The organism is Lysinibacillus sp. NPDC093216, assembly GCF_050280325.1.
Classification (GTDB): domain Bacteria; phylum Bacillota; class Bacilli; order Bacillales_A; family Planococcaceae; genus Lysinibacillus.
Genome location: NZ_JBNNVB010000024.1, coordinates 1 through 26643, shown reverse-complemented (window position 1 = coordinate 26643; position 26643 = coordinate 1). Strand labels below are relative to the sequence as shown.

Below are 26643 nucleotides of genomic sequence, written 5' to 3'. Positions count from 1 at the left end.
TAGGGAGAAAATCTTCGCCTATACAGGGATAAATTTGAATTATTTTATTAAGTGAATTTAGTTACTTTATCAAGTATGCCTCGCGATAATTGCGTCGGGAATCGCCCGGAGGCTTTAACTTCTTACAGCGGATGTTTGGACATCCGCTGTAAACAGTCTTAGAACCACTACCTATAGAGGCGGGAGACTGCTGCTGAAAGAAGTTAAAAAGTAAATTCTAAATCTTCTTCGTTTAAATCATTAGATATTACACCATTGTAAATATTCGATAATTCCCCCTCGGTAATCAAGTCAATAGTTTCGATCTTTATATCCAGATTTTTTGATGTTAAATGTATAATGCTCTTAAAGTATTCTATAATTTTCTCAATTGTTGATTCTTTAAATAATGACGTTGCATAACTTAAATTAAACAATAATTCTCCTTCTTTTTCCTGACAAGCAATTGTAATGTTGAATTTTTCTGTATTTTCTTTGAAGGGATATGATGTAACTCTTAAATTATCTAGTTCTATTCTATCTTCCTGCATATTTTGAAGAACGAACATAACATCAAATAATGGATTTCTGTTTAAATCTCCCACCACACCTACCTTTTGAACCAACACATCAAATTGATATTCTTGATTATCAAAGGCCATTAGTGTCTTCTCTTTTACAATGTTTAAATAATCTATGAAATTTAATTCATTATCTACTTTTGTTCTAATTGCTAAAGTGTTTACAAACAAACCAATAACATTTTCCAAATCCTCTGATGTTCTTCCAGAAACAGGCGTTCCAACAACTATATCTTCTTGTTGGCAATATTTTGATAATAAAATATTTAAATTTGCTAATATAACCATGTACAGCGTGCTACTAGTCTTACGTCCTATTCCTTTTAAATTATCTGTGATAGTTTTATCTATTTTAAATTCGATGTTACTTCCTTTAAAGTCTCGTTTACTTGGCACAGGATAGTCCGTAGGGAATTTTGTTTCAGGTAACCTCCCTTGATATTCTCCTAACCAATATTTTTCTTGTTTTTTTAGTTCTTCACTTTTTAATATCTTTAATTGCCAAGCAGAGAATTCCTTATATTGAATTTTTAATGATTTCAACTTTTTGTCTGAGTACAAATCACTAAATTCTTTTGTTAATATCGCAACCGAAATGCCGTCAGATACAATATGATGAATATCAAAAATAATGATATTTCTCTCTTCCTCTACATTTATTACTCCAACTCTAATAAGAGGAGGCATTTTTAAGTTAAATGGCCTTATAAAATTTGCTACCTTTTCTGAAATTTCATCTTCGTTTTTGACTGTTAGCATTTCAATTTTAAACACTAAATCATCTATTGGTTGAATTTTTTGTACTATGTCTTCATCAACAATTTCAAAACTGGTTCTTAATGATTCATGCCTTTCTATTAACTGTCTTATTACTCTATTTATTATATTAAGATCGAGTTTGCCTATTACTTCTATAACCTTTGGCATATTATAAACCGTTCCATTATTTCTCTCTTGTAGCAGATACATTCTTTTCTGTGCAGAGGAAGTTCTATAATATTGTTGTTTAGCTGTAAATTTTTCTATCTCTTCGTATTTATTCTTCTCCACTTTGCTAATATATTTAGTGAGTTCTTTTATATTTTTAGCCTTAAATAATTCTTTTATTGGTATTTTTACATCTAATAACTTGTGAATTCTGCCTACCAATATTGTTGCATTTAATGAATGTCCTCCCAAATCAAAAAAGTTGTCATTTATACCTATTCTTTTTACCCCTAAAATTTCTGACCAAATTTCCACTAAATTTTCTTCCATCTTATTTCGTGGAGCAACATAGTTATTTGAAATTTGATCTTCTTTATTTGGATCAGGTAAGGCTTTTCTATTTATTTTTCCATTTGAATTTAGTGGCATTTCTGCAACTTCGATAATGAATGAGGGTATCATGTAGTCAGGCAAGGTTGCTGATAAATAATCTTTAATTTCAGATGTATTTAATTTTCTATAACAGGTTACATATGCACAAAGATACTTTTGAGTATTTTGATCAATTTTCCCTACAACTACTGCTTGTTTTATATTTTCAAGACTCAATAATCTATTTTCTATTTCTTCAAGTTCTATTCTATATCCTCTAACTTTTACCTGATTATCTATCCTCCCTAAAAATTCTATTTCTCCATTTGATAGCCATCTTGTTAAATCTCCAGTTTTATATATTTTCAAACCTTTTTCAAACGGACTTTCAACAAACTTTTCCGCTGTTAAATTTTCTTTATTTAAGTAGCCTCTTGCTACTCCATCTCCACCTATACATAATTCTCCCGGAACTCCTATAGGCACTATTTGCATATTTTCATCAAGAATATATACTTGAGTGTTATTTATTGGTTTTCCAATAGTAAGGTTGTTGTCTTCATTTACATAAAGTTTGCTTGTTGACCAAATAGTTGTTTCAGTAGGTCCATATACATTAAAAACTTTTAAATTATCGTTTCTATCTAATTCTTCAACTAAATTTTTAGGAACTTCTTCTCCACCAATTAGCACTGTTTTTAATTCTTTTATTGATTTTTTAAACTTATTACTTTCTAATAAGGATTTTAATCTGGAAGGCGTACATTGCATTACCTCCACTTTATTTGCAACAATTACTTTTGATAATTTATCTCCATCAATTACTTCTTCCTCATTTACAATTACTATTTTCATTCCTTGAGCAAGTGGTACTAAAGTTTCTAAACCAAAAATATCAAATGAAATTGTTGTAATACATAATATATTTTTATACTCATTTAGGCCTGTTGCAGCTACAATGCCATGTATAAAATTATTTACTTGTTTATGTTCAACCATTACTCCTTTTGGATTGCCTGTTGAACCTGAAGTATATATCACATTTGCTAAATCATGTGAGTTATTTACTATACTCAAATTATTATCATCCAAAGAATAACAATCTTTACTAATATTAATAACACTACCAGCAAACTGTAAATCATCTTCTAATTCCTTGGCTGTTATTAAAATTTCTACACCTGAATCCTCGAGCATATACTCTATTCGACTTCTAGGAAGATTTATATCAATTGGCAGATACGCTCCACCTGACTTTAAAACCCCCATAATACCAATGATCATATGAATGGATCTTTCTACAAATATCCCTACTATCGAATCAGCTTTTACCCCTTTTTCCCTAAGAATCCTTGCTACTTGATTTGATTTTCTATTCAATTCATCATAAGTTAATTTATCATCCTTACATACAACTGCAACTTCATTAGGAACTTTTCTTACTTGCTCTTCAAATAATTGTTGAATTGTTTTGTTTTTAGGATAAATTACCTCTGTATTGTTAAAATCTTTAATAATTTTTTCCTTTTCATTATCTGTCAAAAGTTGAATGTCAGATATGGATAAAGCACTATCTTTAATTATATTTTTTAATATTGTTATAAAATATTTTCCCCACAATGTGACACTATCTTCTTTTAATAAACTAGTTTTATAATTCAAATTAACGTTAAATGCCCCATTGTCCTCGAGAATTTCCAATGTGAAATCAAACTCGGCTATTTTTGATTTATAATCATATGTTTTGATTTCAACATTATCAATGCTAAACATTCTCTCGTCTATATTCTCGTATATAAACATGACATTTATTAATGGGTCTCGCTCACCATTATTTTCTGTATTTAGTTTATTAACAAGAAAATTAAATGGATAATTCATATGAGCATAAGCCTCTAGAGAACTTTGTTTTAACCTACTTAAAAATTCAGTAAATTTCATTTCGTTAGAAATTTGATTTCTCAAAATAATTGTATTAGTAAACATACCAATATTATTATCAAATTTACTATTCCCTCTGTTAGTAACAGGTGTGCCGATTATTATATCCTTCGTTTTTGAAAGCTTGTAAAGTAATACCTTAAATGCCGCAGCTAGTACCATAAACAGTGAAGATTCAGTTTTTTTTGCAAACTGTTTAAGGTCAAAAACCAAATCTGATTCTATCGGCATTTTTACAGTATTACCTGCAAATTGATTAATCGAATAATGGTTGTAATCAAAAGGAAGATTTAACTTTTCTCTTTCACCTGATAATTTTTTTAACCAATATGTTTCATTTTCCTTTATTTCCTCAGAATTTAAAAATTCTTCTTCCCATAAGACATAATCTGAATATTGGTTATAAATTGGCTCCAGATTTTCACCTGAATATAATTTTATTAGTTCTTGACCTAATATATCTAATGAACGTCCATCAGCTATTGTATGATGTAGATCTATTAACAATATTTCCTTTTCCTGTGAAGCTTTAATTAGAGTTACTTTAAACAATGGTCCTTTTGATAAATCAAATTTACTAATATTCTCCTTGATTAAATCATCTAAACTCTGAGATTCTTGCTTTTCAACTTCATTAATTTTAAAATCTATTTCCTCTACAACCTCTTGAACAAATAGATCTTCTTCAATGTATAATTTTGTTCGTAAGCTTTCATGTCTAGCTATTATCATTTGGAACACAGTCTCTAATTTTTTTATATTTATTCGACCTTTTATTTCTAATGTCCCTATTATATTATATGGATCATTCTCATTTATTAGAATAGTTGAGAAAAGCCTTTTTTGATTTAAAGTCATTGGAATTACTTTATGATTCGGAAAAATATTTTTTACTTTTTTTAATTTTGTTTCTTCTGAAAACTCAAAACCACTTTCTCTTAATTCATATATACTTTCTTTTATTTTACTTATTATTATTTCAATATCCTTATAGGAAATTTCTGTATTGAAACAACATGTTCTTCTTTCCCACGTATAAATACCTTTATAATTTAATAAATAAAAGAATAAATCCATTTCTATTGGAAACAATGATGAGTCATATTTTCCATATGATTCAAATTTGAATTGTGAACCAAAGTAACTTATTCTCATAGGAACTCTTTCTCTTCCAAAAAACTCGTTTACTTCTTCTACAAATACCCTCGTTTTTTCATTTACTTCCATTTGTAAATCATTGCCTTTTTCTTTCAAAAGAGAAAGTACCGCATACGCAGCCGCCATACTAAGAGGGTTTTTACAAAATGTCCCAGCAAAAGTTACTGTTTCTTTATCTGGTATAGAGTTATCTCCAAATGACCAGCTTCCTCCGTCTATGCTATCTAAATATACCTGCTTGCCGGCTACAACACCTATCGGAAGTCCACCACCAACTATTTTTCCATAAGTAACTATATCAGCTTCAATTCCGAAATAAGCTTGTGCTCCACCCGTTTGAATTCTAAATCCATTTAGCATTTCATCAAAGATTAAAATAATACCTAATTCTTCTGTTAATACTCTTAATTCTTTAAGGAATTCTTTCGGCTGAAAACCAGGTCTTCTACTTTGTACAGGCTCTACTAATACAGCTGCAATATCATTTTTATTCTCTTTAATATATTCTAATGACTCTTTAGACCCGTAGAGTAAACTTACCGTATCTTTAATATTTCCATATGTTGAACCTAATGAAGTAGGATACGGACCTTCTTCATCTGTATCTGTTAGAATACCATCAAACGTTCCATGATAGGATCCAGAAAATTTTACAATCTTTTCTTTTCTTTTGCATGCTCTAGCAATTCTTAAAGCAACCATTACAGCTTCTGAACCTGTATTACAGAAGGCAACTCTTTCTACTCCGGTTAAATCTTTTATCAATTTAGCTACTTTCCCTGCTAAATCACTTTGCGGTCCTAATTCAAAGCCCTTCTCTAATTGAGCTTTGATAGCATCCGTAATAAATGGAGGATTGTGCCCAAAATAATGGACTCCATATCCTATTGCTAAATCTATATATTCATTTCCATCAATATCCCAAAACCTTGTTCCTTGGGATCGTTTGGATATAATCGGATAAAGTAATTTTTTTAATGTCATCCTAAAATTAAGTGAATTTATCCAATCCGAGAATACAGTATTATACTTTTCTGCATGATTTTTTGAGCTTTTTGTTTTAGTATTATATTTTAAGATAAAATCATCTACAAATTTTTTTTGCATATTATTTAATGAGTCTTCTTCAAAAATCATGGAGTTATTATTTATTTTAGGGAAAACACTCCTTGAATTGCTTGCTGGTTTAGCAGAAAATTCCTTTCTACTTATATCCATCAAATTTTCTAACTGGGCATGGATATCCTTAATTCGGTTTTCCATATTATTTAAATAATTAACATTTTCCGCATTCTCGTAATCAGTATTTTCACATGAAATATTTGACTGTTGTTTCACAGTGCTCTGTTTAAACATTTCTGATTTAGGTAAATGTTTTTCTATATATTCAGCAATTAAACCTACTGTGTTCAAATTTAATAAGAATTCATTTATAGAAATATTTAATTTATATTTATTATCAATATGTTTTTTAAAGTTTAGTAATAATAAAGAGTCAAAACCTAATGAAAATAAATTATCTTCACGGTTTATCTCCTCTATATTCAATCCAGCTATAATATTAATTATATTTTTTATCTCTAACTCTATATCGTATAAACTTAAAGAAGAGTTCTCTATTGTAAGAGTATTATTCCCAATGGAGCTATTCGATTCACCCGATTTTTCTGAATTTTTATTCAACACGAATTCTTTGTAGTTCTTCTTATTCTTATTTAAATCAATCCAATACTTTTTCCTTTGAAAAGAATAATTAGGGAGTATTACCTTCTCCTTTTTATATTCTTTGTAAAAGGATTTCCAATCAACCTGTACACCATTTAAATATAATAGAGATATAGAATCAAATAGTTGCTTATATTCATTTAAGCCTTTTCTTAATGACGGTAAAAATAGCGCTTCACCATTAATACATTGATTAGCTAATCCACAAAGTGTTGCGTCGCCACCTATTTCAATAAAAATATCGCTTTCTAATTCCTTGGCCGTTTCCATTGCTTTATAAAAATTAACTGTATTGGATAAATGATTGGACCAATAGATTGCATTCCCAAACGTGTCTTTATTTTCTTGCTTTCCAGTTATAGAAGATATAAAAGTTACGTTATTTTCCGAATATTTCACATCACTTATTTTTTCTTTATAACTATCGATAAATTCCTTCATTAAAACCGAATGAAATGGATGTGTAATATTTAACTCTTCTATAAACACTCTTTGTTTTTTTTGGATGATTTCAATAACTTTATCTACTTCTTCACTAAGCCCTGATATTGTTACATTTTCAGAAGCATTTATAGCTGCAATTGAAACATTTTTACATCCACTCTCTTTTATTGACTCGCTTGCAACTTCCACACTTGTTAGTACACCTACCATTTTCCCATCAATATCTAGGGTATCCATTAACATACCACGATGAGCAATCATTTTAATTGCATCATCTAAACTTAAAATTCCAGCATAGCAGGCTGCAGTGAATTCACCTATACTATGTCCAATTACTGAGTTTGCCTTAATGCCCAAAGACTCCCAAATTTTGGTTAGTGCATATTCAATAGAAAATATAATCGGCTGCGAATAAATAGCTTTATTCAATAAATCATTATCATTTTCTCCATAAATAATATCTAAAATATTGAAATTTAAAATTTTATAAAATTTTTCATTACATAAATCTAGTGTTTTTTTAAAACCCGATGATTTTTCATATAATGTTTTTCCTATATTCTTATAAATTGATCCTTGACCAGTAAATAAAAACGTAATATTATTCATTTTAAACTTGGAAGAATCATTTTTAAAATGATCAAATTTATCAAACATATTTAATATATCGGCTTTGCTTGATCCATTAGCAGCAAAACGATAATCCATATGACTCTTACAAATATTAGAACTGTAACATATATTACCAATTGACTCATTAGATTTAGACAAATATTCTTTCATATTTATGATAGAATATTTCAATGCCTCTTCATTTTTAGCAGATAAAGTTAACAAGTGATAAGGCAATTCCTTCTCTTCGATATTTACTTTAACTAATGGTGGTTCTTCAATAATTGCATGGGCTAAAGTACCTGTGAATCCAAATGCACTAATCCCCGCTCTCCTAATCTTTTCTCCAGGTTTCCACTCAACAAGTTTATTGACTACTTGTAAATTTCCCCAATCGATTTTAGAACTTTTTTTATTGAAATGGATATTAGGCGGTAGCTGATTATGTTTAAATGATTGGATTATTTTTATTAAACCAGCCATTCCTGATGCGGCTTCTAGATGAGCAATATTGGTTTTCACTGCTCCTATTAACAAGTCATTTTTCTTATCTTTAAATATTTCATTTAGAGCTTGAACCTCAATGGTATCACCTAAAGGGGTGCCCGTCCCATGCGTTTCAATATAATCAATATCATTTATAGTCATTTTAGCTTGAGTTAAAGCTTGTTTTATTACTCTTTTCTGTGCACTTCCATTTGGAGCGGTCATCCCATTTGTTCTTCCATCTTGTCCAACCGAAACTCCCTTTACGATTGCATAAATTGTATCGTTATCTGCTTTAGCTTCGGATAACTTTTTTAATACTATGACGCCACATCCCTCACCTCTACCAAAACCATCTGCATTCTCAGTAAATGTTTTACATCTGCCGTCTGCAGCTAATCCGTGCTGTTTTGAAAGACCAATGAATGACTCAGGAGTTAATAACATATTAGCTCCCCCAACAATTGCTAATGAGCATTCGCCCTTTTTTAGACTTTCTACGGCAGCATTTAAAGCCACTAACGAGGACGAACAGGCTGTGTCAAATGTTACCGCAGGTCCTTTAAAATCATAGAAATAGGATAATCTACCACTGGCAGCACCATAGGTTATACCGCCAACAGAATAAGGCGTTATTTTTTTTTCATCACCTGAGAACATATGAGCCCTAAAATAATCACTAGAACTAATTCCTACAAATACTCCGGTATTACTCCCACGTAACTTTTTTATATTTACCCCAGAATCTTCAAGCGCCTCCCAACTTACCTCTAACAATAATCTTTGTTGTGGATCTATAGAGCTTGCTTCTACAGGAGAAATTTCAAAATGTCGATTATCAAATTCATCAACAGGGACATTTAAAAATGCCCCGTATTTCGTATACATCTTTCCAATTTCGTCTACATTATCACTATAATATTCTTTATAATCAAAGCGATCCTTTTTAATTTTTGTTACAGTATCAATCCCATTAGAAAGAATATGCCAAAACTGCTCTGGATTATTTGCACCTCCAGGAAATCTGCAACCGTGTCCTACTATAGCTATATCATCATCTTGTTTTTTTTTAGATAATTCTTCGATTTTCCTAGCTGCTTTTCTCAAAGCTTCCTTGTATTTATTCGTTTCTTGTTCCACAACCATTCCTCCCTTTTTTAGTCTACTAAAGACTCTATTTCTGCTAAAAGGTCATCTATAGTTTCAGAAGTATTTAAGCCGTCATTATTTATGTCATTTTCACTAGTCTCTTCTTCGAAAGATAAAACTTCCATAAGCAGATAATCATTTAACTCTTTTAAAGATGGATAATTGAAAAATACAGAAATATCGAGTTCTTTGCTTGTTAATTTATTTATTTCATTTCTCATAGAGAAAATCATTAATGAGTCCGCTCCCTGTTCTGTTAGTGACTGATCTAATACTAAAAGGGATGCATCATCAAACCCCATTAAAGTCGCTGCAATATTTTTCAATTTTTCTTGTAAATAATCATATCTTTCTGAAAACTTCAACGACCTTAAAACTGATAAGATATTAGCCTCACTATTTGTCTTGTCTTTTTTTCTATTAGTAACATCATCTAAATTTATTAGTTTTGATAAAAATGTAGTCATTTCTTCTAATTTAGTGTTTTCATTATATAAATCCCAGTTCATGTCAGCGACCAGAATAGATGAATGATTTTCATTAAGTAATTTATCAATCATTTTCATCCCTAATTCTGTACTAATGCTATAAATTCCTTGTTTCTCTATTCTTTTCATATTCTCTTCATTTCTAGATGCCATACCTATCTCAGACCATGGTCCCCAACAAATCGATATTGCAGGTAAGTTTAATTTTCTTCTATATTGAGCAAAGATGTTCATAAAATAATTCGCGGTTGCATAATTTGCTTGACCTATATTTCCTATTACAGAAGCAATGGATGACATCATAACGAAAAAGTCCAACTCACAATTCCTTAATGAATGATGTAAATTGTATGTTCCAAAAACCTTACTCATAAACATTTGCTCAAAACTTTCCCATGTTTGATCTCTTATAAGCCTATCATCTAAAATACCAGCTGCATGAACTACGCCTTTTATCTCCGGGAAATTCATGGTAATATCAGATATTAAAGCAGAAATATCTGATTCTTTACTCACATCAACCTGACATATAAGTACTTTTATACCTCTTTCTTCCCAACTCTTTACCTTGTCAAGAATATCCCCCTTGGGCTTATTTCTGCTTAACAAAACTAAATTACGTGCCCCTTTTTCTATTAAATACTCTGAATAGAGCATTCCGATACTACCCGTTCCCCCAGTTATGAGATACGTTGCTTCAGACTTTATTGCTATATCAAGATTTTTATGTTTTTTCTTAGAATAGGTATTTTTGACCAATCTCGAAACATATCTCTTATTATTGTTTCTTAAACAAACTTGTTTCTCATCGTTTGTTATTATTTCTTTTATAATTACATCATCAATTTCCTTATTGATCATGCTACTATCAACGTCAATGATTCCTCCCCATAATGGATTAAATTCTAGTCTAATAACTTGTGAAAAGCCCCATAAAGTTGATTGATAAATAGAAATTGGACTATTGTCTAAATCATGCACGTTATTAGTTATTACTTTTAAGTTCATTTTTTCAACTAAATTCAAGTCAGTTATGGCTTGTACAAGATGCAATAATTGACTGCAAGCTGTTTTTTCTTTCAATGTCTCTAAAGTTATTTGATTGATGCTTTCTTCATTAGATTCAGAAATAAATAAAATGTTAAACTTTTCATTATCAAATTTATATACTATGTCTTTAAATAGTGTGTAAAAATCTTCTTTTTCGTTATCGGAAATGCAATAGGTATTATCATCCAGTTCCATAAAATTTTTACCAGACAGGACTTTAATAGAATCCATTCCAAGTAAACTCAACTTGTCATATATTTTATTGCAGATTTCGTTATTATTTGAAAAAATAATGAATTTTTCATTATTTTCAAATTCAATATTTCCAAATGATTTTTCCACCCATTCAACGTTATAAAGCATTTGATCGCCACTATAGTTTAGTTCCTTTAGTAGGCTTTTTCGATCTGTGAGTTTTGCCATAATGTTTTCTATCTCAAATACGATCTCACCTTTTTCATTATAAACAGCAATATCTCCAATAACCCCTTCTTTTTGATCATTATTAACCTTTACATGGCACCAATAACTTTCTGCATCTTTATAGTAATACTTAATTTTCCCTAATGAGATGGGAATTGTTGTTTTAAGCACATCTGTTGTCTTTTCAGAATTCATTTTCCTACTTAGTTCAGATACAGCGAACACAGATTGGAATATAGAATCTATTAAGCCTGGATATAATGTATATGATTCTTTATTTGGAATTTCTATCTTCGGATCAATTAAGCAGACCCCTTCACTTTCTCCCCTCCATACTCTCTTAATTCTTTTAAAACCTTCACCTAAATTAAAGCCAAATTTGCTCATTACATCATAGATATTGAAACCTGATAAGTCTTCCGGAAACATATTTTTTAGATCGTCTATATTTATCTTTTTCTCAGAGGTCTCGTCCTTTATTACAGTTAAACTTCCTTGACAATGTGTAGACCAATCTCCATGTTCCGCTTTACTGTCTTTACTTATTATTTGAAACTTCTTTCTTTCTTCATGGATATCTTCTATTAATATTTGCACTGTTCTTTCATCACCCTTACTTGCTATTAAAGGTGAATGGAATTCAACATTTTCAATAATACATACAGATGATTTATAATAATCTTCAATAATTGATACAAGCATTGACATATGCGCAGCAGCAGGAGATATTGCCGTGTCAAAAATAATATGCTCTTTCATAAAGTATGGAGAATTCATTGTAAAGGAGTTCTGATAAACTAAACTATTTTTTAATTGTGGTGTACTAAATCTCTGCCCAATAATTGGATGATAATCATTCCTTATTTGATCTGGTAATTTTTTTTCATGAGAACACACCGGTTCCATCCAATATGGTTTTCGTTCAAATGAATACGTAGGTAATTGAACTCGGTTATATGTTTTATTAATATTTGTTTCGAACTTATCCCAAAGTACCTTTACACCACTACAATACAGTTCCCCTAAACTATAACTGATTTGTTCCCAGTCACTTTTCTTCATATCTAAAGAGTTTAATAATTTTATTTCTCCCCTTAAAGATAATTTTGACAAGGCACATAAAGTTTTATTTGCTCCAACCTCTAAAAATACTTTATCCTCTGCATCCTTTATTGAAGTAATAGAATGATAAAAATCAACCTTTTCTTTAATATGGTTTGTCCAATAATTAGCATCTAAAATCTCTTCTTCCCCTATTGCTCTTGCAAAGGTAGAAGAAATATAGTTCACACTTGATTGATTAAATTTCACCTGTGAAGCAATCTCTTTGAAATCCTCTAAGATAGGTATCATCAAGTTTGAATGGAATGCATGGGATACATATAATCTAGCTACCTTTATTTTTTGTCTTTCAGCTTCTTTTGCAAGCTCTTCAATAGCATTTTTCTCACCTGATACAACAATATTATTTTCAGCATTATAAATTGCTAGAGATAATGCATCATCATATTTTTCTATTAATTTATTCACTGTATTTTCATTTGCATAGATAGATAACATAGCTCCTTCTCCAGGTGCTGAATCCATTAGTCTTCCTCTTATTGCAACTAACTTTACTGCATCATTTAAATTCATTATTCCTGCTACAACAGCTGCAGCATACTCTCCTATACTATGCCCTAAAACAACACTAGGTTTAACACCTATTTTCTCCCACATTTTACAAACAGAATACTCAATTGTGAATATTAGTGGTTGTGCATACAAAGTCTTTTCCACTTCTTCATTTGTACATTTTCCACTATAAATAAGATCTACTAAAGATTTTAAAAGAAATGGTTTAAATAATTTATCACATTCGTCAAATACTTCTCTAAATGTTGGGTTATTATCATATAATTCTTTTCCCATCCCTACATATTGGGAACCTTGACCTGTAAATAAAAATACAACCTCTGTTTCTTTTTTGAATTTTATTGGTTCATTTATATTGGTAGAAATACCTATTTTATTTCCGTTAATTAAATAAGCTTCCATCCTATTCATTATTTCTTTCTTTGTTCTTCCAGAAACCGTGAATCTATAATCAAAATCAAATCTAGATATATTATTTGTATAAACAACATCTTTTATATTTACACTATCACTCTTCATATAATTCAAATAATTTCGAATATTATCCTGTAATGATCTCTCACTCTTTGCTGATAGCTTTAAAATATAGATTGGGTCACTACTGTTTTTTATTACTGTTTTTATCTTTGGAGGCTCTTCAATAATAATATGAGCATTCGATCCCCCAAAACCGAAACCGTTTATTCCCACTCTTCTTATTTTCCCCTCACTTTTCCAATCAGAGTTACTTTCCACCACTTTTACCGGGGATTTATCCCATTGAATAAATGGATTTGGGTTTTCAAAATACAAGTTTCCAGGAATTACATCGTTTTTAAATGATAAAAGTACTTTTATGATACTAGCCATACCCGCAGCTGCTTCTAAATGCCCAATATTTGATTTAACTGAACCGATTTTCAATGGGTTTTCTTTCGTTCTATTTTTACCGTATGTTTCAACAACTGCTTTTACCTCTATTGGATCTCCCAGTTTTGTACCAGTTCCATGCATTTCAATGTAATCAATATCCGATTCATTTAATCTGGCATCATTTAATGCCTTTTTAATAACTTTTTCCTGAGCTAAACCATTTGGTGCCGTTAATCCATTACTTTTACCATCTTGGTTTACTGCGGTACCGCGAACTACACCTAATATATTATCATCATTTTTTTCAGCATCTTTTAATCGTTTTAAAATAATAACGCCAGCACCTTCTCCTCTGCCATATCCATTAGCAGATGCATCAAAGCTTTTACTACGTCCATCTACAGAAATAGCTTCTAATTTAGAAAAACATACATGAACAGCTGGAGAAATCATCAAATTAGCTGCTGCTACTACTGCAGTGTCTACTTCACCAGCTTCCAACGCTTTACATGCAACATGTAAAGCTGTTAAAGAAGAGGAACATGCTGTATCAAGGACCATTGAAGGCCCCTCAAAGCCAAAAGTATAGGATATTCTTCCACAAGCTGTACTAAAAGTTGTTCCAGTTAGAGAATATGCATCTATTTTACGTAAATCTCCTGATTTATAATGTGCAAATGAGTATTCTTCTCCCGCAATACCTACATATACACCAGTATTACTACCAAAATAATTACCTATATTTATCCCTGAATTTTCAAAAGCTTCCCAAGTTAGCTCTAATAGCATTCTTTGTTGAGGATCTAAAGCATAAGCTTCTTTTGGAGATATATTAAAAAATTTCGCGTCAAATTGTTCTATTGGAATATTTAGGAAACCGCCTTTTTTTGTATATAATTTTCCAGGTTCGCCTTTATCCGGACTATAGAATTTTTCTATATCCCATCTCTCTTCTGGCATATTGGATATACCATCTTTTCCATTCATTAATATATCCCAAAATTCCTCCGGACTATTTCCTCCTGCTGGGAAACGGCAACTAACTCCAACAATAGCTATAGAATCTTTGTCAGTAGCATTTAAATCACTGTCTAAAAAATTTTTAACCGTTGTTTCTTCTTTATTTAACTCATTAAATAAATAATCCGTATATTCATTTATATTCGGATATTCAAATAACGAGGAAACTTGAATGTTAATACCAAATCTTTTCGAAACTTTTTCAATAAATAATGGGATATCTATAGAGGCAAGACCTAAATCAGTAAAAGGCTCATCAGAGTGAGAAATATTTAAATCTAATATATCCTCAATCAAATCTACTAAATACGTTAAAATATTTTGTTTTGAATATTTTAAATTTTTTTCCATTAAATACATTCCCTTCAGTTAAGATATTTTATCTAAGACTAATTCACTTACTGTTTAAATAAATTTGATATACCTTATTTTTGTTTTTAACAGAAATTTCAAAGATTTCCTCTACATTCAAATAATTCTGATTATTATTAAGAATAAAAAAGGCTAAGAATATATTTTCCTCCTTAAAGATCGATATAGAAAATAGGTCATCTAAACTTACCTTTGCCTTTTAGATGAAAATTTTATTTTACGACTTTGTAAGAAGAAAAAATTCTAAGCACTTAGCATAACTTTTAAAAACATTAAATTTTAAATATCACTCACCACCATCTTTTTGCCCCAGATAATAATTACAGTAATTCTATAAATATAACTATTATTGCCATTTTTTAAAATGTTATCACAGCTTTTTTGGTTAATCAAACAAAAATGTTAATTTTATCAAATTAAACAAAATCCTGTTGTTTTTGAAAATTTCTATTTTTTTACAAAATAGGTTGATTATAAAAAAATATTATGATATATTCCTATTGTTGTGAAATATTAGAATTTTTATATATCAATTTTAACCTTCTCTTTTCATATCCTTCATGCAACCACACAAATTTTATTGAGTTACCAATTGTATCTATTCTATTTATTAGACATTCTTCAGAAGAATTAACTAAGGTACCTTCTACAAAACCACTCTTTTAAGAAAATTTATCTTCAGTTTGATATGAACTGACTAAAGAAGAAAGGCTTTTACAAATAATGTAATAAAAGCTAACGTACCTAATTTACATGGTACGGGAGGGATAAAACACTTTCAATGGGCTCAAAATTGATAGGTAGTTTATTCCATTTTACTTAAGGAGGAAAAAATTAGTGACTAATAATTTAATTGAATTCAGAAATATTACCAAGGAATATTTCATAGGTGAAGTTCCAATAAAAGCGTTAAATGGAGTAAATTTCATTATTGAGGAGGGAGAGTTTGTTGTCATTCTAGGTGCAAGTGGTGCTGGTAAAAGTACAATCTTGAACATTTTAGGTGGCATGGATACTCCTACTTTAGGAGAGGTAATCGTGGAAAAAAAGGATATTACAGAGTTTAATGAAAAAAAACTAACGGACTACAGAGCAAAAAAAATTGGCTTTGTGTTTCAATTTTATAATCTAATACCTAATCTTACTGCTTTAGAAAATGTTGAGTTTGCAGTTGAAGTTTCTAAAAATCATTTAGATCCTGAAGAAACTCTAAAACAAGTTGGTCTAATTGACAGAATGAATAATTTCCCTTCTCAACTTTCCGGTGGGGAACAGCAAAGAGTTGCAATAGCTAGAGCGATTGCTAAAAATCCATTACTTTTACTTTGTGATGAACCAACTGGAGCTTTAGATTATAAAACAGGGAAATCAGTATTGCAACTTCTTGAAGACATAAATAGAGAAACACATAAATGTGTCGTCTTAATAACACATAATTCAGCTATTGCCCCTATGGCTGACAAAGTAATAAAAGTGAAAAGTGGTATTATTGAGAATATTACTATAAATGAAAATAAAAAAACTATAAAGGATATTGAATGGTAATGAATAAATTATTTTTAAAATTAATAAGAGACCTGAAATTATATAAGGGGCAATTTATTGCAATTACGTTAGTAATTATTGTAGGAGCATTTTTCTTTGCAGGGTTTTCAACTTTCTCAAAAAATCTCAGTGAATATTCCTCTGAATATTTCGAAAAGACGAACCTAGCTGATTTATGGGTTTACTATGACAATATAACTCCTATAGATGTCCAAAAATTAGGGGAAATTGATGGTATTAAAAATATTGAAGGACGTTATGTTTTAGATGCAAATCAAAAGTTTGATGATGTAAAAACGACTTTAAAGCTACATTCACTCCCTCAAAATAATCGTATTAATCAAATAGTAATGATTGAAGGAAATAGACCAACAGACTCTCATTCAATTGTATTAGATACAGATTATGCAAAAGAACATAATTATTCTGTTGGTGATGAAATAAACCTAAGCACAGCTTATAAAGATATCACTTTAAAAATAAGCGGATTCGGCGAAAGTTCCGAATATACTATAAAATCTAGGGATACCTCAGATTTCCCCCCGAACCATAAAGAATACGGGATAGCATACGTTTCAGAACAAACAATGAGTAATATTATAGGGGAAAATATTTATAATGAAGTCGTTATTGATGTAGAGGATGGATTAGATTTAAATTTAGTTGAAAATGAAATAGAAAAAAGTTCAACTAATTTACATTATTTTTATACATTAAAAAGAGACTTAAATTTAAGTTATAAACAGTTTACTGGTGAAATAAAGCAACAAGAAGAACTTGCAAAAATATTGCCTATTATATTCTTTCTAGTTGCTGCTATCATTACCTTTTTAACAATGTCCAGGCTTGTGGATTCGCAAAGAACTCAAATTGGAATCATGAAAGCATTGGGTATTAAAAATTCAAAAATAGTAACTCATTATCTTGGTTATGCAATAATAATTGGATTTATTGGTGGGCTTGTTGGATCATTGTTAGGGTCAATATTCTTTCCAAAAATATTTATGGACCAAGTAAGAGCAATAATTTCACTTCCTGGCTTTGAAATTCGTATATATTATATCTTTATTTTAATCGCTATAATTTTTTCCATTGCATTTGGTGTTTTAGCATCATTCATGTCTTGTAAAATAATTTTAAAAGAAACAACTACTGAATCATTAAGAGTCAAACCCCCTAAAAAAGTTAAAAAAATATTAATAGAAAGAAATACAACTTTTTGGAGAAAGCTTTCTTACAGTAATAAACTTATTTTAAGAAATATTTTTATTAACAAAAAAAGAGCTATTTACAGTTCTTTAGGGGTTGTCTGCTGTGTCACCTTATTGATACTTGCCTTTGGATATAAGGGCTCTAGACAATTATTAATAGATAAGCAATTTAATGAAGTATATAATTATGATCTTAGGGTTGTGTATAAAACACCTATTAAAAATTTAAGTAGCGATATCCCATATAATGATATTAATTTTAATACACTGGCTCAAACTAGTGTAGTTATTACTAATATTGAAGATAAAAAAGATAGCAATCTACTAATTACAAATAAGGAAAATAATTTAATAAATAATTTTAATAAAGAAGGAAACATATTACCTCTAGATGATGAAGGTGTTATAGTCGCTAAAAGATTTGCAGAAAGATATAAGTTATCTATTGGGGATTCACTTCAATTAAAATTAATAGATTCAAAGTATAAAGGGAAATCTATAGAAGTAAAAATCTCTAATATATCTGAACAGTATTTAAATCAAGAAATATTCGCTACACCGAAGCTCTTATCTAATTTGGGCGTTTATTATGAACCAAGCACACTTCTAATTCAAGGAAAAGACCCAACCAAATTGGACGAAATTTATAAAACCTTTAATAGTATGGGGAATCTAAAAGAAGTTAAGTCTAAAAATGAAATAAAGAAGCTTACTGAAGACGGTCTACAAAATCTATATAATATGATTGTGGTATTAATTATTTGTGCAATTGTATTATCCTTTGCAGCAATATATAACATTTCTGTAATTAATATAACTGAAAGGATACGGGAACTGGCAACATTAAAGGTACTAGGTTACCAAAGAAATAAAATAAATAAGCTTATTTTTATGGAAAATATTTTTATTACTATTTTTGGGGTAATTATTGGAATTCCAATAGGGATTGCTTTATATATGCTCATTATAAAGAAATTCACTCTTGATAATATGGTGTTTCCTATCACACTAGATATAGGATCTTTACTGTATCCAGTAATCATCACTTTTATTGTTACTATTTTATGTAACATATTTTTAAGAAAAACTGTAAAGAAAATTGATATGATTGAATCACTTAAGAGTATAGAATAAACAGGAAATCATAAACCAACCAGTTGTCATTATAAATCAGCAACTGGTTGGTTTATTTTATCTTACAAGATATTGTTTTTTAATATAATAGTTTCAAACATATAGCTGCACCTAAAATAAGAATAATGCATACAATTCGCCGCCAGTCCTTGGATTCATTGAAAAACAACATTCCAAGTAAAGCGCCACCGGCCGCTCCAATTCCTGTCCAAATTGCATAGGCTGTCCCCATTGGTAATGTTTCCATAGCATATGCAAGGCCAGCAAAGCTCAAGGTAAATGCGAAAATCAATAACACCAAATTTTTTATACTTTTAGCATCATTATATTTACTAATCATATAAACACCCATCATCTCACATAGTCCCGCGACTACTAATGCAATCCATGCCATTATTCGTTCACCTCTTTTTCTTTAGGCTCACCTGTCACTAGCTTTAAACCGACGACCCCTGCAAGTAAAACGGCAATACATAAAATCTTAGCTAATTTCCATGGCTCTCCGAATAGTAAGCTACCAGAACATACAGTACCCGCTGTCCCTAAACCTACGAATACTGCATAAACAGTGCCAGCAGGTAAGCATTCTCCAGCCTTAATCAATAAATAAAAGCTAACAAAAATTGCAATTGCGGTACCAATCCATTCGAGTGCATTCCCTGCATGCTTTAAGCCAATAACCCAACCGACTTCAAAAAAAGCAGCAATTATGACACTTAACCATTGTTTGTTCATTGCGAATTCCTCCATTTTATTGTTAAACACGGATGTATACTATTATTGGGCAGTTCCCTTTAAGCAAAGTGCGTGGTTTTCCGGCATACCTGATCAAATTACTAACCTACCCGATCACTTCTTTTCCTTACCCGAGCAGTTTCCTGACCTACCCGATCACTTCTTCGGCTTACCCGATCAAATTACTGACCTACCCGATCACTTCTTCGGCTTACCCGATCAAATTACTGACCTACCCGATCATTTCTTCAGCTTCCCTCCCATAGTAGCCAAATAAAAAAAGCCTAAGAAACACTGCTGTAAACAGTATCTCCCAGGCTTTTATCCTTCCGTGTCACAAAATCATTTGTGGTTTTCTCTCGGACCAGACTAGCATTGCTACGGAACCCTAGAAAACTATCATATTTGATTGTACTACTAGTATAGCAAACTATTCAGTCATTTTCTACTCGTACATAACCAACTTTTTCAACAAGTGCTTGCCCCTCATCTGATACAATCCAGTCGATAAACTTCTTTACATTAGGATTATCTGTTCCTGCTGTTACAGCATAAAATTCAGATACGAGTGGGTATGTGCCATTACGAATATTTTCCTTTGTGGGCTCAATCCCATCAATGGACAATAATTTAATTTCTTTGTTATTCACCATTTCTGTTGAGTAAAATCTAAACGTGTAGCCAATGGCATTTTTATAATTACGATATTGTGATACCTCATGAATAATACCACCCATACCTGTCGCAACATTTTCAGCAGGTGCTTCCATGATTGGTGTATCTCCCATCATTCTTTCAAGTGCTGTTTGGCTTCCGCTATCAGCTGGGCGTTGAAAGGCACGAATCGCAGCATTTTCACCACCGACTTCATGCCAATTCGTAATTTTCCCAGCGTATATTTGTTTAAACTGCCCCAGTAATAAATTTTCTACGCTGTTCTTTTGATTGACGAAAAAGACAAATGCCTCTCGCCCAATGGGGGTCATGTCAAATGTAAGACCTTCCATCTCAGCTTGCCTCTTCTGTGATTCAGATGGCGCTGCTACAAAAATCAGGTCAACATCTCCTGAAATCAAATTTTGATAAGCTTCAGGTGTACGACTAACCATCACTCTACTTTTATCATATGGATAGTAATCCTTTGGATAGGTTGCTTCTACAAAGGCAGCATACAGTGGATACATCGCCGTCGCCCCATCTAAGCGTGGTAGTGACTCAACTAATTGCAATGAAGCCTTTGTATCTGACTTTACTACTTTATTTTGCTCTGTAAACGGTTGATAGAGTGACACATCAATTTCTGCATCAACAGTTGGAATACTCATTTTGTAGTAATATTGAATAGGCTTAATCGAGGCAATCAACAACGCAATGCCCATTACTCCAGCTAACCATATTTTCCGTTTTGTTGTTGTCAACCAATCAAAAATTAAACAAACGAATAGGACAAATAAACATATCGGAACAGTTAAGAGTAGTCCACTAAAATGTAGCCCGCCACTAATCATTAAATACAACCCAACTACTCCTGTGAAAAATAATAATCCGATTAGTACAAAAAGAGACTGTAGCACTTTCATAATCAACGGCTCCACCTCCAAAAGAGTAATTTTATACTTACTATTTTTATAATAGGTTATTTCCGGAAGATAACACAACTGTTTATTCAGAAAATTATGTTAAAATAAAACGTAGTATTGTAAGGAGGTATTACATATGGCAATTGAAAAAGTACGTGAACATTTAGCACAATGGAATGTGCAACACAAAATACAGGAGCTAAACGAAAGCTCGGCGACCGTTGAACTAGCAGCACAGGCACTCGGGTGCGAGCCTGAGCGCATTGCAAAATCGTTATCGTTTCTCGTGAACGATGGCGCGATACTAATTGTTGCTGCAGGCGATGCCAAAGTCGACAATGCAAAATTTAAAGCAGCCTTTGGTACAAAGGCAAAAATGCTTGGAAAAGATGAAGTACTTGAAAAGATTGGACACGAGGTAGGAGGTGTTTGTCCTTTTGGCGTGAATGAGGGCGTTGCTATTTATTTGGATGAATCACTTAAACGCTTCACAACGGTATTCCCTGCATGTGGTAGTAGCAACTCTGCTATTGAGCTTACTATTTCTGAATTAGAAACTTATACACCCTTTCAAGAATGGGTTGACGTCTGTAAAGGCTGGAACGAGTAAAATAAAAATCGGCGAAACTTTATAAAAAAGCCTCGCCGATTTTCAATTTTATCAAGCAATGTTTTTCAAAGCGAAGCATATCTTTAGTAATGTTCAAGGCTTATATAGTTGTTTCATTCTAATAACAGAAAAAGCCTTACTAAATTTGAATTGAGGGTATAAAAATTAGAATAAATATTTTACTTTTTATTACAGAGTATCGCGTGTAAGAAAATATACTGGAGGGCTGGCAATGAAGACTATAGCGGGAACAATCTCTTTATCTGTTTCTTTTACTTTATTCATTTATTTGTTTGGACTAAAACTGGAGCATTCAATTAAATATGACTCTGGATTCTTTTTTCTTCCAATAATTTTACTGATACTTTCTCTTATTTTCTTTAGACAAGACTATAAACGAAAATAAAGATTTACGAGACTAATGTTCCCTGCATGTGGTAGTAACACTCCTCCATTGAGTTTACTTTTTCTGAACTAGAAACCTATATTCCATATCAAGTATGGATTGACGAAGGCTGAAACGAGTAACATGGCGTAATTATCTGCGCAATTATGTCTCGGCATAATTGCGTACGGAATCGGCCTGAGGTTTTGTACTTGCACAAAGCCGATTCCGTGACATCCGCCTGAGGCTTTAGGCCAACAGATGTTTTTTGCGCGAAAGCGTAGTGCAACGAAGCGACAGCAACAGCACGAAGTTGGTCATTCAGTCATTGCCACAGGACGTGGCGTTCTTAGACTGAGTTCCTCTATTTCAGCGGATACTCACCACCTATAGAGGTGGGTGACTTCTGTAACTGTCGCTTCGTTTTCGCTACCAAAACACTTGCTGAAAGAAGTTAAAAGTCTCGCCGTTTTTTATTTAATTTTCTTCTCTATATCCAACAGCTAACCAGTGAGAATCCCATTCTGTTATTTGATTGCCTACTCTACATGATAAGCCACATGCACGATTATCAGCGATAAATGAGCCGATTAACCATTTCTTTGTTTGTAATCCATCTTTTAGCTTTATCGTTATAGAGGGCATTTCCACGTACTGCTGATAAATAAACAAATTATCATCATAATGGGTATACGCAGAGGCATTTGTTTTCGTACCATCCCCTGCATAAATTTCTACAGTATTCCCTTCCCGCGAATAGACAGGTTTCTTGACAAACGGCAAGTTTTCCTGAACAAATGGCTCTGCCGAAAGGTACGTTGGCAACATATATTTCTGAATAGCAGCTCGCTCTTCTGCATTAAAAAGAAGCGGATCATCTTTTCGCTCCCAAATCAGCCATAATAAAATTTTCGATTGCAGTACATATGCAGCAGGTGCGTTAATAATAGCAAGCTGCCTGTCTTTTACAAGTTCCAGTAATTGTAGACCTATACGATCACCATCGGAAGACATATCATCTATTAAAAACTCTACTGGGTGTGCAGGACGATATAAAATATCAATTTTCTCCATAGCAGGCGTATAAAGGCCTCGAGCTATATTAGCAGTGTTACTTGAAAAAATGATTAGCTCTTGTATAGGGACATATTCCACATCAAAAGGTATACATTTCTTTAAAAACTGTACCTGACAATATTCCTCATAATCTTCCGCAGCCGTTTTCCCTGTAATGATGATTTTAGGTTTTTTCACATCATTTAAATAATGCATAGCCGCAAAAAGTGCACCAGACAAGGATTTATGTAATGCCGAAACATCATTCGGACTATCAAATCCTAAATGCTGACAAAGCGCTTCATTGATTTCAAAGGTTTCTTGGACAAGAAATGGCGTTTCACCATTTAATTCAAGACATTTTATTTCTCCGTTCTCTGTACAAATAAAATCGAAGCGAGCTAGTATCGATTGTTGCTGTAAATAATCTAATTGGATATATGGCAGCATTTCAGAACGAATGCCTAGTGCTAAAAGTTGTTCATCCGATAAATGCTTAAATTGTTTGCCAACCTTTAAAAATATTTTCCAAAGTATAGTAGATGCATAGTTAATTTCATCGATTTTCTCTTTGGGTAAATCTAGTACATCGTATAAGGCGTACTCTAGATCCTCAAAGTCTGGAAAGAAATTAGGAAGTTGAGAATAAAACGCTTGGCGCTGTTGAAAATAATTGTCCATATTGATTTCTCCTTTTAAGAAGATGAAGAGCCGCCTCTAGAGGCACCACCTGAGCCAAAGCCTGATTTTCCAGTGCTGGACGATGAGTGATTTGAATAAGAACTATTCGAAGATGAATCTGAACTATTTGAGAATGAACGCTTGCCACTCGAATAAGAGTTGGAACCGCTTGTATTTGAATTAGAGCTATTTGTTGTTGAGTTATTTGAACTATTAGATGTTGTACCAGACGAATTTTGAGAGCCGTTCGTAGTAATTCCATTTGTATTTTTACTTTCGCTAGCATTACTATGATTCGTACGTGGCACTGCTGAACCGCCACCTCTATCCTCTCTATCTGTACCATCCTTTAGATTGCGGCTTTTATAAATGGCACTTCCTAGCATTGCTCCGGCAGTTGCATACATAAGTCCATTAAAGAAATGATGTGCATAATGAGGCGAATTTTCATCTAAACACTCGAACGAACCATCATCACTTTCTTCCCATTCATCACATGCATTTGCCATGTCGCTGTCATACACACTTTGTAAATCACCACTAGCTGTTGCCGTATTGTTTTCTTCCGTTACATTATTTGTATCAGCTGAAGAGGCAGAGGACTCCCCGACATTTTGACTTTCTGTATTCCCACACGCGGCTAATTGCATAGCCATAAATGATGCTGTTGTGACTGCTATATATTTTTTCATTTGTTTTGCCATTTCGTATTTCTCCTTTATGTCGATACCTAATTTACGAATATCCCCTACTTTAGGTTTCATTTTTTACAAATTCATACATATTATCATAGCACTAAAAACCCCCTGGTGGATTGGAATCATTCATCTCCAGGGAGTTTCGCGCAAAAATATTTATTTAGTCGGTACTGCTTTTCTTCCATATGTCATAAAGCGCCATAGCTTTTCAAATGGCCCCATTTTAAAGAATTTGAACCAGATGACACTAAAGATAATTTGAATGATAAAAATTAAGATTGCAATAATCACCGCATCAGAAGGTGAAACAACTTCAAGCCCCATTAACGACATAAGAGCTAGGCCAATAAAGCTTTGAGCTAAATAGTTTGTAAATGCCATTTGCCCAACTCGTCCAATTGGCTTAAGCAGCTTCGCAATTTTCTTATTTTCTAACAAAACAAATAGACAAGCTAAGTAAAAATACGTTGTCGGAATTACCCCTAAACTAATAACGGAATTTAGATTTTCGTATCCATCTTGAGCTGCAAACCAAATCCATATTGAAATGCCAACAAAAAGTGGGAACGTCACAAATTGTAGCCACTTTATTTGTTTTGAGTATTCACTTACATGACTAATCCAATCAGCTTTTGCTACTAAAAAACCAGTTAAAAACATGATAAAAATAGTAATTGCATCATTTCCTAATAAACCAAAAACAGTTGAAAAGGCTTCTTGATTTGGCATTAATATTTGTCCAAGAATACACAGGATATGAACAGTAATAATCGCAAATAACCATTTACTAATTGTTGAAATCTTTGCATGATAAAAAGGTATCAGTAAGAAACCTATTACTGCATAAATAGCAAGGATTGATCCCCAGAAAACAAAAATATGAACAATGCCAATTAACAATAAAGCTAGTAAACGTCTTGCAAAACGCCATCTTGGCTTATCGCCACGAGCTTCTGCACGCGAAGCAAAAATATAAAAACCTACACCAAAGAGGAATGAAAAAATCGAAAAGAATTTCTTCTCAATAAAAATACCAATAAGCGTACTAATAATACCATTAATTCCACTATAGTCAGGCATCGGACCTCCCTCTACTATTATCTGGTAGGCCGCTACATTAATAAACAAAATGCCAAATAACGCTAACCCACGAATAATGTCTAAGGAAACGATTCTTTCTTTTTGAGGTACGGATGAATTCATTCTTTAAAACTCCTTATCTTTCAAACTTTACTGCACTATAGCTATTTTAGCTTTCCATCCTTACAGCAGTTTTTTTATAAGCTTACAGGAACCTTACATTTTATAGATTTTTCTCATAAGTTAATGCCTTTTTTCTCTTACATTAGTTTTTAATCCCTTTCCAAAAGCAAAAATTTCATATTTTATAGTAACCATTATTTCTTTTAAAAAAGGAGAATAGACGATGTACAGACAACGCAAATTTGGTTTTTGCTACCCTGGATATAAATACTGTGGTCCAGGATGTTCAGGACCAGGTAGACCTATCAACGCTGTAGATTCATGCTGCAAATTACACGACGAATGTTATGCTCGATATGGTAGATCAAGATATTGCGATGAAATGTTCCAAAACTGTTTGCGACCACAAATGAACGCTAATAGTAAAATGGCTAGAGATGCTAGATTGTTTTACAACATCTTCGAAATGCGCAATGGGTTCTTTTAAAGAATAAAGAAAGAGGCTGGGACATAACTAGCTTCAATTAGTGAGAAATCCGAATTTGAATGAATTCAAATTCGGATTTCTCTATTTTTTATGTTGTCTCCATA

12 protein-coding genes and 1 riboswitch are annotated in these 26643 nt (G+C 31.9%); of the genes, 4 read left to right on the top strand and 8 right to left on the bottom strand.

Annotation, left to right across the window (positions count from 1 at the left end; all coding sequences use genetic code 11):
- Positions 1 to 203 precede the first annotated feature (203 nt).
- Positions 204 to 9365 (bottom strand): amino acid adenylation domain-containing protein, encoded by a 9162-nt coding sequence (locus tag ACQKOG_RS20870; RefSeq protein WP_427448198.1) that lies wholly within the window; start codon positions 9363 to 9365, stop codon positions 204 to 206.
- Positions 9366 to 9382: 17 nt separating this feature from the next.
- Complete coding sequence (locus tag ACQKOG_RS20865) at positions 9383 to 15193, bottom strand: type I polyketide synthase (protein ID WP_427448197.1); 5811 nt, start codon at positions 15191 to 15193, stop codon at positions 9383 to 9385.
- Between the two features lie 858 nt (positions 15194 to 16051).
- Between ACQKOG_RS20865 and ACQKOG_RS20860 the strand changes: the two genes are divergently transcribed.
- Entirely contained in the window at positions 16052 to 16759 is a 708-nt protein-coding gene (locus ACQKOG_RS20860) for an ABC transporter ATP-binding protein (RefSeq protein ID WP_427448196.1), read from the top strand.
- Positions 16759 to 19104 carry an ABC transporter permease gene (locus ACQKOG_RS20855; RefSeq protein WP_370076244.1) on the top strand — a complete coding sequence of 782 codons (2346 nt, stop codon included), beginning with the start codon at positions 16759 to 16761 and terminating at the stop codon, positions 19102 to 19104. The genes ACQKOG_RS20860 and ACQKOG_RS20855 overlap by 1 nt, the downstream gene beginning before the upstream one ends.
- Before the next feature lie 79 nt (positions 19105 to 19183).
- Here ACQKOG_RS20855 and ACQKOG_RS20850 read toward each other — a convergent pair whose 3' ends face one another.
- From ACQKOG_RS20850 to ACQKOG_RS20840, 3 genes are all read right to left on the bottom strand, one after another.
- Entirely contained in the window at positions 19184 to 19498 is a 315-nt protein-coding gene (locus ACQKOG_RS20850; protein WP_370076245.1) for a DMT family transporter, read from the bottom strand.
- Positions 19498 to 19839: a DMT family transporter gene (locus tag ACQKOG_RS20845; protein WP_370076246.1), complete on the bottom strand. Its 342-nt coding sequence runs from the start codon at positions 19837 to 19839 to the stop codon at positions 19498 to 19500. The genes ACQKOG_RS20850 and ACQKOG_RS20845 overlap by 1 nt, the downstream gene beginning before the upstream one ends.
- Positions 19840 to 20147: 308 nt before the next feature.
- Positions 20148 to 20242, bottom strand: a riboswitch (guanidine-I (ykkC/yxkD leader).
- 31 nt (positions 20243 to 20273) lie between these two features.
- Entirely contained in the window at positions 20274 to 21419 is a 1146-nt protein-coding gene (locus ACQKOG_RS20840; protein ID WP_427448207.1) for a PstS family phosphate ABC transporter substrate-binding protein, read from the bottom strand.
- Between the two features lie 136 nt (positions 21420 to 21555).
- Here ACQKOG_RS20840 and ACQKOG_RS20835 point away from each other — a divergent pair, with 136 nt between their 5' ends.
- Positions 21556 to 22029: a YbaK/EbsC family protein gene (locus ACQKOG_RS20835; protein ID WP_370076247.1), complete on the top strand. Its 474-nt coding sequence runs from the start codon at positions 21556 to 21558 to the stop codon at positions 22027 to 22029.
- An 862-nt stretch (positions 22030 to 22891) separates the two neighbouring features.
- Here ACQKOG_RS20835 and ACQKOG_RS20830 read toward each other — a convergent pair.
- The 3 genes from ACQKOG_RS20830 to ACQKOG_RS20820 all read right to left on the bottom strand — a co-directional run bounded on the left by ACQKOG_RS20830 (position 22892) and on the right by ACQKOG_RS20820 (position 26052).
- The gene (locus tag ACQKOG_RS20830) at positions 22892 to 24151 is read right to left on the bottom strand and encodes a glutathionylspermidine synthase family protein (protein WP_427448195.1); all 1260 of its coding nucleotides are present in this window, start codon (positions 24149 to 24151) and stop codon (positions 22892 to 22894) included.
- Positions 24152 to 24165: 14 nt separating this feature from the next.
- Positions 24166 to 24855: a hypothetical protein gene (locus ACQKOG_RS20825; RefSeq protein WP_370076249.1), complete on the bottom strand. Its 690-nt coding sequence runs from the start codon at positions 24853 to 24855 to the stop codon at positions 24166 to 24168.
- Between the two features lie 150 nt (positions 24856 to 25005).
- On the bottom strand, positions 25006 to 26052 hold the full coding sequence (locus ACQKOG_RS20820) for a DUF418 domain-containing protein (protein ID WP_427448194.1): 1047 nt from the start codon (positions 26050 to 26052) through the stop codon (positions 25006 to 25008).
- Positions 26053 to 26275: 223 nt separating this feature from the next.
- On the opposite strand from ACQKOG_RS20820, the gene ACQKOG_RS20815 reads away from it, so the two are divergent.
- The gene (locus ACQKOG_RS20815; RefSeq protein ID WP_370076253.1) at positions 26276 to 26539 is read left to right on the top strand and encodes a Parvovirus coat protein VP1-like protein; all 264 of its coding nucleotides are present in this window, start codon (positions 26276 to 26278) and stop codon (positions 26537 to 26539) included.
- Positions 26540 to 26643: the final 104 nt, after the last annotated feature.